General features: G+C 57.5%; 14 protein-coding genes. 1 reads left to right on the top strand and 13 read right to left on the bottom strand.

Translation table 11 applies throughout. The annotated features are described in order from the left end of the window. Positions 1 to 4: 4 nt before the first annotated feature. Positions 5 to 670, top strand: a complete 666-nt coding sequence (locus tag B9A19_RS05705; RefSeq protein WP_084089774.1) for a TlpA disulfide reductase family protein — start codon at positions 5 to 7, stop codon at positions 668 to 670. Positions 671 to 735: 65 nt separating this feature from the next. Here the strand turns inward: B9A19_RS05705 and B9A19_RS22490 are convergent, their stop codons facing one another. From B9A19_RS22490 to B9A19_RS05640, 13 genes are all read right to left on the bottom strand, one after another. Further along, on the bottom strand, positions 736 to 1,056 hold the full coding sequence (locus tag B9A19_RS22490) for an energy transducer TonB (protein WP_176216800.1): 321 nt from the start codon (positions 1,054 to 1,056) through the stop codon (positions 736 to 738). 310 nt (positions 1,057 to 1,366) lie between these two features. Next, positions 1,367 to 4,744 carry a pilus assembly protein gene (locus B9A19_RS05695; protein ID WP_176216799.1) on the bottom strand — a complete coding sequence of 1,126 codons (3,378 nt, stop codon included), beginning with the start codon at positions 4,742 to 4,744 and terminating at the stop codon, positions 1,367 to 1,369. A 19-nt stretch (positions 4,745 to 4,763) separates the two neighbouring features. After that, the gene (locus tag B9A19_RS05690; RefSeq protein WP_139798677.1) at positions 4,764 to 5,417 is read right to left on the bottom strand and encodes a pilus assembly PilX family protein; all 654 of its coding nucleotides are present in this window, start codon (positions 5,415 to 5,417) and stop codon (positions 4,764 to 4,766) included. Positions 5,418 to 5,419: 2 nt separating this feature from the next. After that, on the bottom strand, positions 5,420 to 6,508 hold the full coding sequence (locus tag B9A19_RS05685) for a PilW family protein (RefSeq protein ID WP_084089768.1): 1,089 nt from the start codon (positions 6,506 to 6,508) through the stop codon (positions 5,420 to 5,422). 8 nt (positions 6,509 to 6,516) lie between these two features. Continuing rightward, on the bottom strand, positions 6,517 to 6,945 hold the full coding sequence (locus tag B9A19_RS05680) for a type IV pilus modification PilV family protein (protein ID WP_084089766.1): 429 nt from the start codon (positions 6,943 to 6,945) through the stop codon (positions 6,517 to 6,519). A gap of 13 nt (positions 6,946 to 6,958) precedes the next feature. After that, on the bottom strand, positions 6,959 to 7,576 hold the full coding sequence (locus B9A19_RS05675) for a GspH/FimT family pseudopilin (RefSeq protein WP_084089892.1): 618 nt from the start codon (positions 7,574 to 7,576) through the stop codon (positions 6,959 to 6,961). Then, complete coding sequence (locus B9A19_RS05670; protein WP_084089764.1) at positions 7,570 to 8,013, bottom strand: type IV pilin protein; 444 nt, start codon at positions 8,011 to 8,013, stop codon at positions 7,570 to 7,572. Before B9A19_RS05670 ends, B9A19_RS05675 begins: the two co-directional genes overlap by 7 nt. A gap of 420 nt (positions 8,014 to 8,433) precedes the next feature. Then, positions 8,434 to 9,711 (bottom strand): glutamate-1-semialdehyde 2,1-aminomutase, encoded by a 1,278-nt coding sequence (hemL, locus tag B9A19_RS05665; RefSeq protein ID WP_084089763.1) that lies wholly within the window; start codon positions 9,709 to 9,711, stop codon positions 8,434 to 8,436. Between the two features lie 2 nt (positions 9,712 to 9,713). Beyond that, a complete protein-coding gene (locus tag B9A19_RS05660; RefSeq protein ID WP_084089761.1) occupies positions 9,714 to 10,178 on the bottom strand; it encodes a CYTH domain-containing protein in 465 nt (154 codons plus the stop codon). Further along, on the bottom strand, positions 10,178 to 11,314 hold the full coding sequence (locus tag B9A19_RS05655; RefSeq protein WP_084089760.1) for a hypothetical protein: 1,137 nt from the start codon (positions 11,312 to 11,314) through the stop codon (positions 10,178 to 10,180). Before B9A19_RS05655 ends, B9A19_RS05660 begins: the two co-directional genes overlap by 1 nt. After that, positions 11,311 to 11,733, bottom strand: coding sequence for a CopD family protein (locus B9A19_RS05650; protein WP_084089758.1), 423 nt, complete (start codon positions 11,731 to 11,733; stop codon positions 11,311 to 11,313). Before B9A19_RS05650 ends, B9A19_RS05655 begins: the two co-directional genes overlap by 4 nt. Positions 11,734 to 11,735: 2 nt before the next feature. Continuing rightward, positions 11,736 to 12,605 carry a M48 family metallopeptidase gene (locus B9A19_RS05645; RefSeq protein WP_084089756.1) on the bottom strand — a complete coding sequence of 290 codons (870 nt, stop codon included), beginning with the start codon at positions 12,603 to 12,605 and terminating at the stop codon, positions 11,736 to 11,738. A 41-nt stretch (positions 12,606 to 12,646) separates the two neighbouring features. Then, on the bottom strand, positions 12,647 to 12,811 hold the full coding sequence (locus B9A19_RS05640) for a rubredoxin (RefSeq protein ID WP_084089754.1): 165 nt from the start codon (positions 12,809 to 12,811) through the stop codon (positions 12,647 to 12,649). Positions 12,812 to 12,848 lie beyond the last annotated feature (37 nt).

Genomic DNA, 12,848 nt, shown 5'->3' with positions numbered 1-12,848 from the left:
GCTCATGGCCGATGCTGCACCGGGTTTGTCTTGCAGCAAGATCATGAAAAAACAGCGGAAAATGACTTATCCACAAGTCAGGGCCGGCCTTATTAACTGTTTTTATCTTTTCCTTCTTTACATAGAATATGGAAGAAAACCTGTTCTGTACTTCCTGCACACACCTGACATGCCAAAAAAATCCCTGCTGATCTCCTTTCTGACCATCCTGCTGCTGTTGCTGACCCTGTTCACCTTCATGAACACCAGCAAAGCCATGCCTGCATTCAGTGGCAACACACAGCAAGGCAATGCATTCAACAGCAGCACGCTGCAAGGCAAAGTCACCCTGATCAACTTCTGGGCAACGAGTTGCACCGGTTGTGTACGTGAAGTACCGGCATTGATTCAATTGCAAAACGATTTGAATAAAACCGGTTTCCAGGTAATCGGTATTGCTCTGAACTATGATGAACCGGCATATATTGCAAAATTCGTCGATAAATTCGGCGTCAATTACCCGGTTATCCATGACAACACGGGCAGCATTGCTGATGGGTTCGGCAAGGTAACATTGGCTCCGACGTCCTTTCTTATTGATTCAAAAGGAAAAATCATCAAAAAGTATGTCGGTGAGGTAGATATCGCAGTGCTCAAAAAGGAAATTTCCGGTCTACAGAAGAACAGCTGATTTCTAGCGCTACAGGCAATAAAAAATCCAGCTGATTACGCTGGATTTTTTCTGTAAAACACAAATCATGATTTGCCATTCTGATAACGGATTTCTATCAATATCCGGCTTTTGACCGGCTGATTTTCCTTGAGTCCCGGTGAAAAAACGGCCCGCTTGAACTGGTCGATGGCTGCTTGCACGATCACTTGCGGCAGTGTGCTTTCCCGTACGGCAACCTCGTCTACATAACCCAGTTCGTTCACGTACAGCACCAATTGCGCCGCGCCGGTCACATCGCGCCACTCTGCCTGGTCGGGCAGGTCTATGTTTTGCTGCGGCATGGGTGCAAAGGTGAGGCTGTTGCGCGGCAGATAAGCGTCGTGCGGATCGCCTGGCAGTGCCATGAACCAGTCCGGCGGGCGTGGCTTGCCGCTTTGCTGCGGCGTGGCCGGCTGTGGGGCAGGCCTGGCCACAGGCGGTGGAGGAACCGGTGCTGCAGGCTGCTGATGGCTGGCAGAGGGCAAATAGACCTGCACAGGCTTGCTCGCGACAGCCTTGGCGGGGGGGGGGACCACACGCGTCGGTGCGAGCGCCAGCACGGCCATGTGCAGCGCCAGCGAACAGAGTATGGCTGTGAATAAATTAAGTAGTTGAACCCGCATGGCATAAAAAAGAGCCTGGCAAACGCCAGGCTCTTATCTTGGTACAGTTTGCTCAGTTCACCAATTCACGCCACGAGATCCGGCGTGAATCCCCGGCAGCTGCTGGGATGGCCGGCACGCTTTCTGCCTTCACGCAGCCGGTGGTGCAGGTGGTGATGTTGACCAGTTTGTCGCCCACTTTCACCAGTGTCTGACCGGCAATCAGCGAATCGGTATCCAGACGGGTACCAATGATGTTGTTGTCACTGGTTGACAGGCTGGAACCGGTCATTATGTCGACAAAGTATTTGTTTGCATAACCGCCGCCTGCCACGCAAGTCGAGCTGCCTGGCACGTTGCCGATCACCGACAGGATATTGAATTGTTGCTGCATTTCAATATTCGAGCGCTCGCCGGTGGCAAGGAAGTCAAAATACCAGCCCATCTTGCTGCTCCAGTCCACTGGATTCTGGGTCACGGTCAATACCGATTTGCCGCCGATGGTTGCATTGGTCAGCGTCTGGCTGACGACATCCGAGCGTGAACGGAAATTGCCCAGGCTGGTGCTGCCCAGCGTGTCCTTGATCCCGTATACGCTCTGCTGCGCAGTGCTGGTCAGGTCGCTCTGACCCATATATTTGCCGGTGGCCACCATGACAAAGTTGTAATCGCTACCACCATAAGTTCCTTTTGCCACTCTGGGGCGTGTTGTGATGGGTTGCGGGGTGCTGCTGATGCTCAGATTGGCCAGCAGCATGGCTTCTTTGCCACTTGGGGCGATGATGTCGTTGATATCGAAACGCCAGACATTGCCCAGCAGATCGCCGCCGTAGACACGTTGGGCAGTGTTGTCGGTCTGGCTGTCGACCCAGGCTTCGATTTTTACCATGCCACTCGGGCTGCCGCTGGTGCCGGCCGGTGTGCTGCCGCTGGTGTAGGTCTGGATATCGCCACCGGTAACTTTGGCGCCGGTCGCGGCGTTGACGATAAACAGGTGACCATTGCCGTCGGCATTGTTGTAGCCACCGCTGACCATGACTACCCAGGTGCCATCACGCAGCTTGGCAATGACGGGATTGCCATAGCTGTAGCCCAGATTGGTATCGGAAAACTCCCACAGTGCTTTCGGGGCAGTCGGGTCGGTAATGTCGAGTGCATAGTAGGATCTGCCGCCCTTGCCGAGGCCGCCCACCAGAATGGTGTGCCATGCGCTGCCAAAATAGACGTCGCCGACGACAGGTGAGCCATCAACAAAATACTGGTGATTGCTGGGGTAGTCGGTGGCGGCCAGCTTGTACAGATTGGGCATCACGGCGGTGGGGATATAGGCCCAGCGCTCGTTGCCGTTGCTGGCATTGAAGGCGTGCAGCATGCCGTCGTTGGCTGCGGCATAGACCGTGCCGGCACGGCTTGCTTGTGCGGTGATGTAGTCCGAGTATCCGGTATCGCCATACGGCAGCTTGGGTTTGCCGGCAAATGCCGGGCTGGCATTGACGATATCACCCAGACGGTGAGTGCGCGGGCGATATAGTTCGTCTTTGCCGGCCACTCCGCCCTCGTAGCTGTATTGGCCGCGCAGATATTTCACCATATTGTCGCCCGAATTGGCGATGGTCTGGTTGGCTGAGCTCATGCCGGTGCATTGGGTCAGTTTGTATGGCGACACGCATACATTGCTGAAATAGGCTTTTTTGGTGGCGTCCAGATTGGCGTAGGTAAAGCTGTTGAGCTTGCTGGTCTGGGTGCTGTCAAAGAAATAGATGGTGCGGCTGTCGGTGCCATCGCCGGCGAGCGGGTCCAGCTGGGCTTGCGCCGACCAGACATAGGTGCCTGGAATGGGAAAGCCATTGGCGTCATTTGTTAATGCAACTGCCCCTGTCGTGGGATCGACGGTGGAGGAGAGAACATCGCCATACCATTCCTGTGTGCGATAGCTTGCCACATAGGCAAAGTTGTCACCTTGTACCGGTTCCAGATTGGATGTGGCCGCCGCCGATGAGGAGCCCGTTTGTGCATTGATCTTGGCCAGCGCATCGTTGAGCGAAGTAGCCAGCTCATTGGCGTTGTTGGCGCTGTAGTAGTGGCCGTGACCGTTGACCGCGGCATGCCACAGGTCATCGATGCGGGCATAGGTTGTATTGCTGATCGGGTCTCCCCAGAATTTTGTGCCCTGGAGGATTTTCAGATAATCACCCTGTGCAGGGGTATCGTAGCCATCGACATAGGTCAGATTGCCGTTCAGGCCCAGACCGATGGTATAGGTGTACATGCGCTGCGTATCGTACTTGGTATCGCGCGAGTCCGAGCAAACCGAAACGCCGGTGACGCTGCCGGTGCAATTGCCCTGCGCTGATGTGCGCAAGTCGGTGTTGTAGTAGTACGCGGCGATGTCGGCCAGCGAATTTGATACGCCCGTGGTATCGCGGGCATTGAGCTTGTCGTTGTAAGGGACATCCAGGCCGCTGTCCTGATTGCCTACCCAGTTTGTGCCATCCAGTTTGTAGCCTCTGCGGGCACCTGTTTCGTCAGCGGTATTCCAGTAGCCGTCGGTGGAGAGAATGGTAAAGTTTTTCTGGCAGGCATACTGCATCGGGTCATAGGTCTGATTCGCCAGTTTTTTTGCATAGTAGCGACCAGCAATCGACAATGCGCCGCGCAGTGGGGTAGAGCTTCCTGGCGCGGTGCTGAACATTGTGCTGTAGAACGTACTCTTTTGCGTGCTGTCGAAATCAGCTACATTGAGGAAATCGGTCGGATCATTGGCGTGGATGGTGGTAAAACCAACGCGGAACTTGTTATCCAGTGGCTGGAACGCAAACGATGCCGCAGCCCGGGCAAAATAGATGCGCTTGCGGTAGTAGGAATACCAGTTGGCGTAATTGAGTTTCTGCGCGGCGGTGCTGAGCGAGGTGACTGGCGTGTACTTGCTGTCGTCATCGCAAACATTCGCGGCACTGCCGTTATCCGTTGCGTAATAGAAAGCCGGCCCGGTGTGATAGGTGCAACGGCGGGTACAGCTTGGATTGTCCAGTACCTGATTCGGTGTCGTGGGCAGATTGGCTGTATTTGACAGGTCGACCGTACCCGCCGTGGTATCGTAGCCGTTCACATAGGCGCGGGTGAAGCTTGTTGGCGAGCTGGCATTCAGATTGGCACCCGTTGAGGTGACTGGTACGGCGTAGGTTGTATTGGGATCATAGAAAATATGGTTGTATCCCGAATAGCCATAGCAGTAGCCCGTGGTCTCCAGCCCATCGGGCAGCACGGTATCATCCATACTGCCCGAATCATCAAGTATGAACAGGATGTTGGGTTTGGCGGCCACCGTGCCCGTCGAGGCGATCGGCTGATCGGAAATATCGGTAAGGGCTGCCAGTGCGCCGGTGCTGATGGCTGAAAGCGCCAGCAATGCGGCAGCGATGCGGGTCAGCTGGTAGGGATTGGTTTTCATCATGTGCTCCATCAACCACTTACATGTGCATCAACGTTTCGGTGTAACTGACCGTATTGCGTGCGCCCTTGGCGCGCACGATGATCCGGTAGTAGGGACCGCTGAACGACAGGTTGAAGCTGTATTCGTTGTAACTTATTGAATTGCGCGCCTGGTTGTTGGCAGACGACGAAGTGCCCGGCCGGCTGCACATCTGGTTGGTGGCGTTTACGCTGCCGGTTAGTGTGCACTGCCGGGAAATCAGGTAGCTGACCGTGGTGCCGTCCGACGTGGTGGTGGTGGACACCGGGTCTATGCAAGTACCGGAGTAGCCATTGCAGTTGTTGTTGTCCCAGTCGACCATCACGCGGCCGGTCTTGGTCGAGTTGCCGGTCGGGTCCAGGTCGGCCAGATAGGTGGCGTAGTAGCCGGCGGCTGTGTTGTTGCTGTCCAGCGTGGTGCCGGTGGCATTGGTCTGCAGCCAGCTGACGGCATCTTCGGCTGCATGATCGGCAGCGACGACTGCTGCCTGTTTGAAGCTGAGGTTGCCGATGACCAGCGTGCCACTGTCGACAGACTTGACCAGGGCGATGGCAGCCAGCGTCATCACCACCAGCGCGATCAGGGCCAGAAACAGCGCGATGCCTTGCTGTGTGCGCATGCTGCGCAAGGTAAGGGGGCCGTTGGACATCATGGTCATTGGCTCCAGATCATGTTGCGCAGGGGAACGACGGTTTCGGCAACCTTGTAGCGGTAGTGTTGCCAGTCGGTGCCGCTGGGCATGGTGAAGGTGCACTTGCTGCTGCTGCTGCTCCAGTTGGCATCGCCGCTATCTGCGCAATCCCAGCTGGGGGCCGTGCTGGTCACCACATTCTTGTCCCACTGGCTGTTGCGCGACAGCACGGCCAGCCGCACAGCACGGATTTGCAGCCAGGCGGCTGCGGTGGCCGGCGTGCTGTTGTTCCAGGCATCGACGGTGTTGTCGCCGTTGGTATCCTTGCCGTACTTGGCCTGCATGTTGACCACTTGCGAGAACACTTCACTGGTGGTGGCCGCAGCGCCGGATAGATCGCGGGTATCCATTTTCAGCGTACCGGTGGTCTGATCAAGGTAATAAGTGTGATCGACCAGCTGACCGATATCGACGAAATAGTCGTTGGCCTTGTAGCCCCCGCTGGGAAAGATGTTGGTGGATGCGTCGTTATATGGCGCCGAGCTGGTGGCAACGTGCGAGATGTTGCCGTTGGTGCTGTTCTTGCCGTCTTGCGTGGCCTGGATCACCGAACACCAGGTGCTGCTGCTGACGGGGGTTGGAATGAATACCACCAGGTCACCATTATTGATGCCACCCGGGAAGAAGCTTTTGAACGTGCTGGATGACAAGGAGTCGGGCATGTCGTCGCGCAGCTGGACGGGCATGGCAGCGGCGGCGGCAGTGCCGCTGAAAATGCGTATGCTGTCCGACGCACCGCTGGCGCCATCGGTGATGACCACCGGGCTGTTGAAGGCCAGCGTGTTGGTTGTGCCGCCGTAGCGTGCCTTGATGTTGCAGCCCACCATGGACTGGTTGCTGGTCAAGCCGTAACCGGCACCGCGCAGTTCGCGTTCCAGCGTGTACAAGGCCAGCGAACTGGTGGTCTGGGCATCGGAGCCGCCGGTGGTGGTGCGTTTCTGGCCTTCGGATGATGAAAATACCTGCATCACCACCAGCGTGCTCAAAAGCCCGAGGGTAATGCCGACCATCAGTTCGACGATGGTGAAGCCGGTCTGCTTGCGCGTGTGCATGGCGGTACTCACTGCTTGATCAGCGAGGTGGAGGTGACGAACTTGTGCTGTACGTCGCTGGGCGGTGTCCACAACACGGTGATGATCACATCGCTCTTGGTGACCGCGCCCGTGGTGGTATTGGTGACGGCAACGGTGGCCGAACCGTTGACGAGATTGGCTGCCACCTTGTTCACCCAGTCGGTGCGCGGCTGATAAGTACCGCCGCTGGTAGTGTCATACTTGGCCAGGTTGGCAGTATCACCCCACATGCGGCCGATCAGTTCGGAGCTGAGAAAAGAGGCATCGGCGCGATACTTCGATGCACTGGCATCGCGCATCATCACCCCCTGAAGCGCCACAACCGACAGCACGCCGATCGAAAAGATCAGGATGGCGACGAGGGCCTCGAGGATGGTGGAACCTTGTTGATTGCGGATGGAAATGGTTGCATTCATGGTCTTGCTCCGTTCAGTACAGGCAACGGCGTGAATCGGTGCTGGCAGTGACGGATGGATCACACATGCGGATCAGCCCGCCGGTACCGATTTCGATGCGCATGGGACGGTCATCGCTGGACGCGTTGTTCAGTGCGATGTTGATTTGCGTGTATTGATTGCTGCCGCTGATACGCTGACCCAAACCATTGAAGGTGACGCGGTCGGCACCTGAAGTCGGTTGCGAGGTCAGCACGGTGTTGAGGCTGCCCTCGCCGGCAGCGTGCTTGTCCACCGTCATCGGATCGGTGCTGTCCGACACGGTGATATCGCATTTGCCGGTCGGATCATTGACACTGACCATCCACGAGGGCCCGGTGGCACTGGTGGTACAGCTGCTGTCGAGGTTTTTGGGATCGGTGCTGCTGACCAGCCAGAAACTGACATTGCGGTTCTGCCGCAGCGCAGCGGTGCGCGCCAGTTGCAGGCCGTTCTGGATCGATTCGGCCGCATTGCGGATTTGCGTGTTGCGGATCATGGTCGAGACCGACGGTGCTGCAAATGCAAACAGCAATCCGAGTATGGCAATGGCGATGGCCAACTCGACCATCGTGAAGCCACGGGTATGGCGCAGGTTCATATGGTTCAACATTCGTTACCCTTCAGCATCCAGCAGGTTTTCGACGAAGTCGTACCCTTGAACAGCGTGGTCTTCTTGTTGTTGTCCTGGTCGAGTGTGTAGGTAAAACCGGCAGTTTGCTTGCCGGTCACGCCGGTGGCCGTAATGGTGTAGCTCGTGCTGCCTGCGGTGCAGGTGTAGCTGAAATTCTGCGAGGTGGAGGTCATGCTCACGCCACAGGTAGTACCACTGCCCGAATTGAACTGGCGGTTGTCCTGGTAATACTGTTCGATACGCAGGCGCGACGCAGCCAGCTCGGTCGGCGCTTCCACCAGCTTGCCGCGGCGCACGTATTCGCTGTAGGCCGGAAAGGCAATCGCGGCAAGAATGGCCACGACCGAAATGGCCACCATCAGTTCAATCAAGGTGAACCCGGCCTGTGCGGTCGCGTTGTTGTCCAGCTTAGCCATTGTCATCTCTTCCTTGTTTTGATCTTGCCGATTGCCATGCAGGCGCTTTCAGGCGGTCGGGCTGATCAAGCCAAATCTAATATTAGGTTGCAATGATAAACTAATATTTTCGTGGCTCAAGCCCGCTCCTCGGTGAGATGAGCGGTTACTTCACGCTATATCACCAGCCCCACAATCTCTTGGTTCAATGGATAAAAGTGGATTTTCGCAGGACAAGCGTTTGGCTGATTTATAATTTAAATCAGTATTACGTTGAATGAAATAATGAGTTTTATGTAGCAGATGCTGCAAATGCACATTCCATATGGCATGTAACAAAGGTGTGCATGAAATACGCCCCAAGATGGGGCGTATCCATGTAAGAAAAAAGCCCGCTGCTCAGTAAGAGCAACGGGCCTGTTTTTTTCGGTAAAGCGTTTTTTAACGCACGAGCAGCGCTTTGGCGGCACTTTCCACCGTTTGTCGCAGATCAACGGTCGTATGCGAAAACGAGACAAAGCCCGCTTCGAAGGCCGACGGTGCCAGATAAACGCCTTCTTCCAGCATGGCGTGGAAGAAACGGTTGAAGGCAGCCCGGTCGGATGCCATTACATCGGCATAGGATGCCGGCGGTTCGGCGCTGAAATACACGCCGAACATGCCGCCCACAGCACGCGCGCAGAATGCCACGCCGGCCTGGCGCGCGGCATCGGTCAGACCATCGCACAGCAGCTGCGTATTGGCAGCCAGCTGTGCATAAAAGCCGGGCTGACGCAGGATGTTCAAGGTGGCCATGCCGGCCGCCACGGCCACCGGGTTGCCCGACAAAGTGCCGGCCTGGTATACCGGGCCCAGCGGCGCCAGCTTGTTCATCACGTCGGCACGGCCGCCGAATGCGGCCAGCGGCATGCCCCCGCCCACCACTTTGCCGAGGCAAGTCAGATCCGGCGTGATGCCGTGCAGGCCCTGCGCGCAGCCGAGGCCGACGCGGAACCCGGTCATCACTTCGTCGTAAATCAGCAGTGCGCCATGGTCTTGCGTGAGCTGGCGCATGGCGGCGACAAACTCGGCGCTGGCCGGCACCAGGTTCATATTGCCCGCCACCGGCTCGACGATGAGCGCGGCAATCTGGCTGCCCTGCTCGGCAAACACGGCCTGCAGCGCGGCCACGTCGTTATACGGCAGCACGATGGTATCGGCTGCCACCGCAGCCGGCACGCCGGCCGACGATGGATTGCCGAACGTGAGCAGGCCCGAGCCCGCCTTCACCAGCAGGCTGTCGGCGTGACCGTGATAGCAGCCCTCGAACTTGATCAGCTTGTCGCGGCCGGTAAAACCGCGCGCCAAGCGGATCGCGCTCATGGTCGCCTCGGTGCCGCTGGAAACCAGCCGCACTTGCTGCATGGATGGCAACAGCTCGCACAACAGGTCGGCCAGATCGATTTCTGCCTCGGTCGGTGCGCCAAAGCTCAGGCCGTTGCGTGCGGCGCGCTCGACCGCCTCGATCACCGCCGGGTGGGCATGGCCAAGAATCAGCGGGCCCCACGAGCCGACGTAATCGATATAGCGCTTGCCGTCGGCATCCCACACATAGGCGCCCTCGCCCTTGCTGAAAAAGCGCGGCGTGCCGCCGACCGAGCCAAAAGCGCGCACCGGCGAATTGACGCCGCCGGGAATATGCTGGCGGGCGCGTTCAAAAAGCTGTTCGTTCTTGCTCATGTTCAGGACCACTGCGTGTAGGGGTGATTGGACAGCGCACTATTGTAATAGCGCGCATCGCCAGAGACTTCGTTACCCAGCCATTCCGGCTTGGCAAACGTGGTGTCGACCGCGGGCAGCTCGATTTCGGCCACGATCAAACCGGCGTTATCGCCATGAAATTCATCGATTTCCCACAAAAAACCGCCAAATTCGACCAGATGGCGGGTTTTGTCGAGCACGTTGGGGCACAGCGCCAGCATGGCTTCGGCGTCTGCCAGCGGCACCTCGTATTCAAACTCGGCGCGCGCAATGCCCTCGTTCTTGCCCTTGATGGTGAGAAAACCCTGGCTGCCCTTGATGCGCACGCGCACGGTGCGCGCCGGATCGGTATTCAGATAGCCCTGCGCAATGCGCGTGGCCTTGTGGGCAAGGCTGCGCCAGTCATCGCTGGCGAGCAGGAATTTGCGTTCGATTTCGGTGGCCATCAGGGCGTATTTTCCAGTTGTTTGGCAAGTTCCGCTGCCATCCGCTGTGTATTGCTCAATCGATCCGCGTATGAGGTCGGATCAAACATATCGCAAACCATGAATTTGCCGATGGGATTGATAGGCTGCAAATAGTCGCTTGCTGAACATGCATGTTTGGCCGAACGTAGTTGATCGGCATAGACGGCACGCATGCGGTTCAGTGTGGCATGTTGTTGATAAAACCCTTTGAAGAGCAGGCGACCAAGCCAGCTTGGTATTGCTTGGTCATCGGCCTCATTGATGGTTTGGCGGCTATCAGCATCTGCCTTGATCTTGAGCAGATTGGCAGCCAGAAAATACTCGCCACGCATGGCATGCGCCATCAAGTCAGTTGTAGATCGTTGGCTGCGGGCCTTGAGCAGTGCCAGCAACGCCGGACGTTGGCCGGCAAGCTGGGCGGGATAATGCGCCAGCAATTCTTTGGTCACAATGGTGGCCTGCTGCAATTGGGCTGTTGCCACCATCAGACTGATGAGCGAATAGCTGCCCTGCTCTGCTTTGATCCAGAAGGAGAGATGCTTGAGCAAGTGATCAGCTGCGTTTTGCTTGCTGGCCGCGATGTCGAGCGCGGTTTGGGCCAGATATAGCTTTGCACTGGCCATTGCTGGCCCATATCCCGGTGTGGGCAATGTATCCATGGAAACCAGCTTTTCTTCAAAGCCGGAATACGCAATCAGTGCTTCATAGCGTTTGAGCAATGGCTGATTGTTGGCCACTGCCTGTTGATAGTCGCTGGCATGGCTCAGCATATAATCAAGGCAGGGTCCGTTCTTGATAGGGCATTTCGGTGGGGTGCCGATGACTTTCAGCGCCTCGCCAGCGCTCTGGTCTTGTTCAAGCTGAAGTTTGCCTTCAGCATGCGGATTGGCGCTGCCGCTGGCAAAACCATACAGATAGTAGTAACCGTTGTTACCGGCATCGTGATCGACGCCGGGTGCTTGCAGCCATACTTGGGTTTCCGGTGCGAGAGGCTCGTCAAACTGGTTGATGCCAGCCGCAAGCAGTACCGCCGCTACGATAAACAACAGCAGCAGACCAATCAGGCGGCCCGCATGCTTTGCTGTATTGATCAGTGCTCGGGCGGCGCTCTTCAAAACGGCTTGACCACCACCAGAATCACGATGGCAAACAGCGCCAGCACCGGTACCTCGTTGAACACGCGATACCACACGTGGCTGTGCCGGTTCTGGCCGTTGGCAAAGTCGCGGTAAATCTTCCAGCACCAGCCGTGATAGCCGGCCAGCAGCCCCACCAGGGTGAGCTTGGCATGCATCCAGCGCCAGCCGTCGCCGTCGGCAAAGCCGTAGTACGACCACAGCCAGATGCCGAAGGCGATGGCCAGCACGGCCAGCGGGGTCATGAAGCGCAGCAGCTTGTGTTCCATCATGGTCAGGCGCTGCCGCGTGGCGGCGTCGTCAACCATGGCGTGGTTGACGAACAGCCGTGGCAGGTAGAACAAGCCGGCAAACCAGCTCACCACAAAGATGATGTGCAGCGCCTTGACCCACAGCATGCTTATTTCTTCTTCTTGGTGGTCGGGGCCGGCTGGGCTGCTGCCAGCTGCTTGCTTGCGGCATCGTACAGCGGCTGCACGTCGGCAATCTTGGCCTGCAGATCGCGGATGCGCGTGGCGTCGGACGGGTGGGTGGAGAGGAATTCCGGCGGCTTGCCCTGGCTGGCGGCGGCCATTTTCTGCCACAGCGTGATGGCGGCCTGCGGCTTGTAGCCGGCGCGTGCTGCCAGCTCCAGCCCCATCATGTCGGCCTCGGATTCATGCGTGCGGCTGTTGGGCAGACTGTAGCCCACCTGGATCAGCTGATCGGCCACGCCGGCGTAATCATCGTACTTGCCGCCGGTAATCAGCGAAATACCCTGCATGGCCAGCTGCTTGTTATAGGCCTCGCTCATGCGCTCGCGGCTGTGCTCGCGCAGCGCGTGGCTGATTTCGTGCCCCATGATCTGGGCGATTTCATCATCGGTGAGCTTGAGCTGGGTGATGATGCCCGAGTAGAACATGATCTTGCCGCCGGCCATGCAATAGGCGTTCAGCTCGTTGCTGGTTTCGACGTTCACTTCCCAGTTCCACTTCACCGCATCGGGGCGGAAGGTGGCGGTTTGCGGGATGATGCGGTTGGCAATGGCGCGCACGCGGGCGGTCATGGCGGTGTTGCTGTTCAGTACGCCTTGCGCCTTGGCCTTGCTCAGGGTGTCGTTGTACGACGCGACCGACATCTTTTCGACATCCTGCTCGCTGAGCAGGGTGCTCATGTTCTGCTTGCGCGTTACGCCGGTGGCGCCGCTATTGGTGGTGCTGACGCTCTGGCAACCGGCAAAGGCCAGCGTGAGCGCAATGGCGACACCGGTCGCCGACAAAAACTTCTTCATCCACAACTCCGTCATCAGATGGGCTGATTGCAGCGGCCCGATTAGATCTCGACCATTTCGAAATCGTCCTTGCGCGCGCCGCAATCCGGACAGGTCCAGTTGATTGGCACGTCATCCCACTGCGTGCCTGGGGCAATGCCATCCTGCGGGATGCCTTCGGCTTCGTCGTAAATGAAGCCGCAAATCAAACACATGTACTTTTTCATTCGGATCGCATTCCTGGCTGGTTTAGAATCGGAATTC

It is taken from the genome of Andreprevotia lacus DSM 23236 (assembly GCF_900176275.1).
Classification (GTDB): Bacteria; Pseudomonadota; Gammaproteobacteria; order Burkholderiales; family Chitinibacteraceae; genus Andreprevotia; species Andreprevotia lacus.
This window is presented reverse-complemented; position numbering and strand designations above follow the sequence as displayed.

Excerpts from the sequence above, each read along its gene's own strand:
- B9A19_RS05705 (WP_084089774.1), top strand. The coding sequence starts at position 5 with ATGGCCGATGCTGCACCGGGTTTGTCTTGCAGCAAGATCATGAAAAAA.
- B9A19_RS22490 (WP_176216800.1), bottom strand. The coding sequence starts at position 1,056 with ATGGCACTGCCAGGCGATCCGCACGACGCTTATCTGCCGCGCAACAGC.
- B9A19_RS05695 (WP_176216799.1), bottom strand. The coding sequence starts at position 4,744 with ATGAAAACCAATCCCTACCAGCTGACCCGCATCGCTGCCGCATTGCTG.
- B9A19_RS05690 (WP_139798677.1), bottom strand. The coding sequence starts at position 5,417 with ATGATGTCCAACGGCCCCCTTACCTTGCGCAGCATGCGCACACAGCAA.
- B9A19_RS05685 (WP_084089768.1), bottom strand. The coding sequence starts at position 6,508 with ATGCACACGCGCAAGCAGACCGGCTTCACCATCGTCGAACTGATGGTC.
- B9A19_RS05680 (WP_084089766.1), bottom strand. The coding sequence starts at position 6,945 with ATGAATGCAACCATTTCCATCCGCAATCAACAAGGTTCCACCATCCTC.
- B9A19_RS05675 (WP_084089892.1), bottom strand. The coding sequence starts at position 7,576 with ATGTTGAACCATATGAACCTGCGCCATACCCGTGGCTTCACGATGGTC.
- B9A19_RS05670 (WP_084089764.1), bottom strand. The coding sequence starts at position 8,013 with ATGGCTAAGCTGGACAACAACGCGACCGCACAGGCCGGGTTCACCTTG.
- hemL (WP_084089763.1), bottom strand. The coding sequence starts at position 9,711 with ATGAGCAAGAACGAACAGCTTTTTGAACGCGCCCGCCAGCATATTCCC.
- B9A19_RS05660 (WP_084089761.1), bottom strand. The coding sequence starts at position 10,178 with ATGGCCACCGAAATCGAACGCAAATTCCTGCTCGCCAGCGATGACTGG.
- B9A19_RS05650 (WP_084089758.1), bottom strand. The coding sequence starts at position 11,733 with ATGCTGTGGGTCAAGGCGCTGCACATCATCTTTGTGGTGAGCTGGTTT.
- B9A19_RS05645 (WP_084089756.1), bottom strand. The coding sequence starts at position 12,605 with ATGAAGAAGTTTTTGTCGGCGACCGGTGTCGCCATTGCGCTCACGCTG.
- B9A19_RS05640 (WP_084089754.1), bottom strand. The coding sequence starts at position 12,811 with ATGAAAAAGTACATGTGTTTGATTTGCGGCTTCATTTACGACGAAGCC.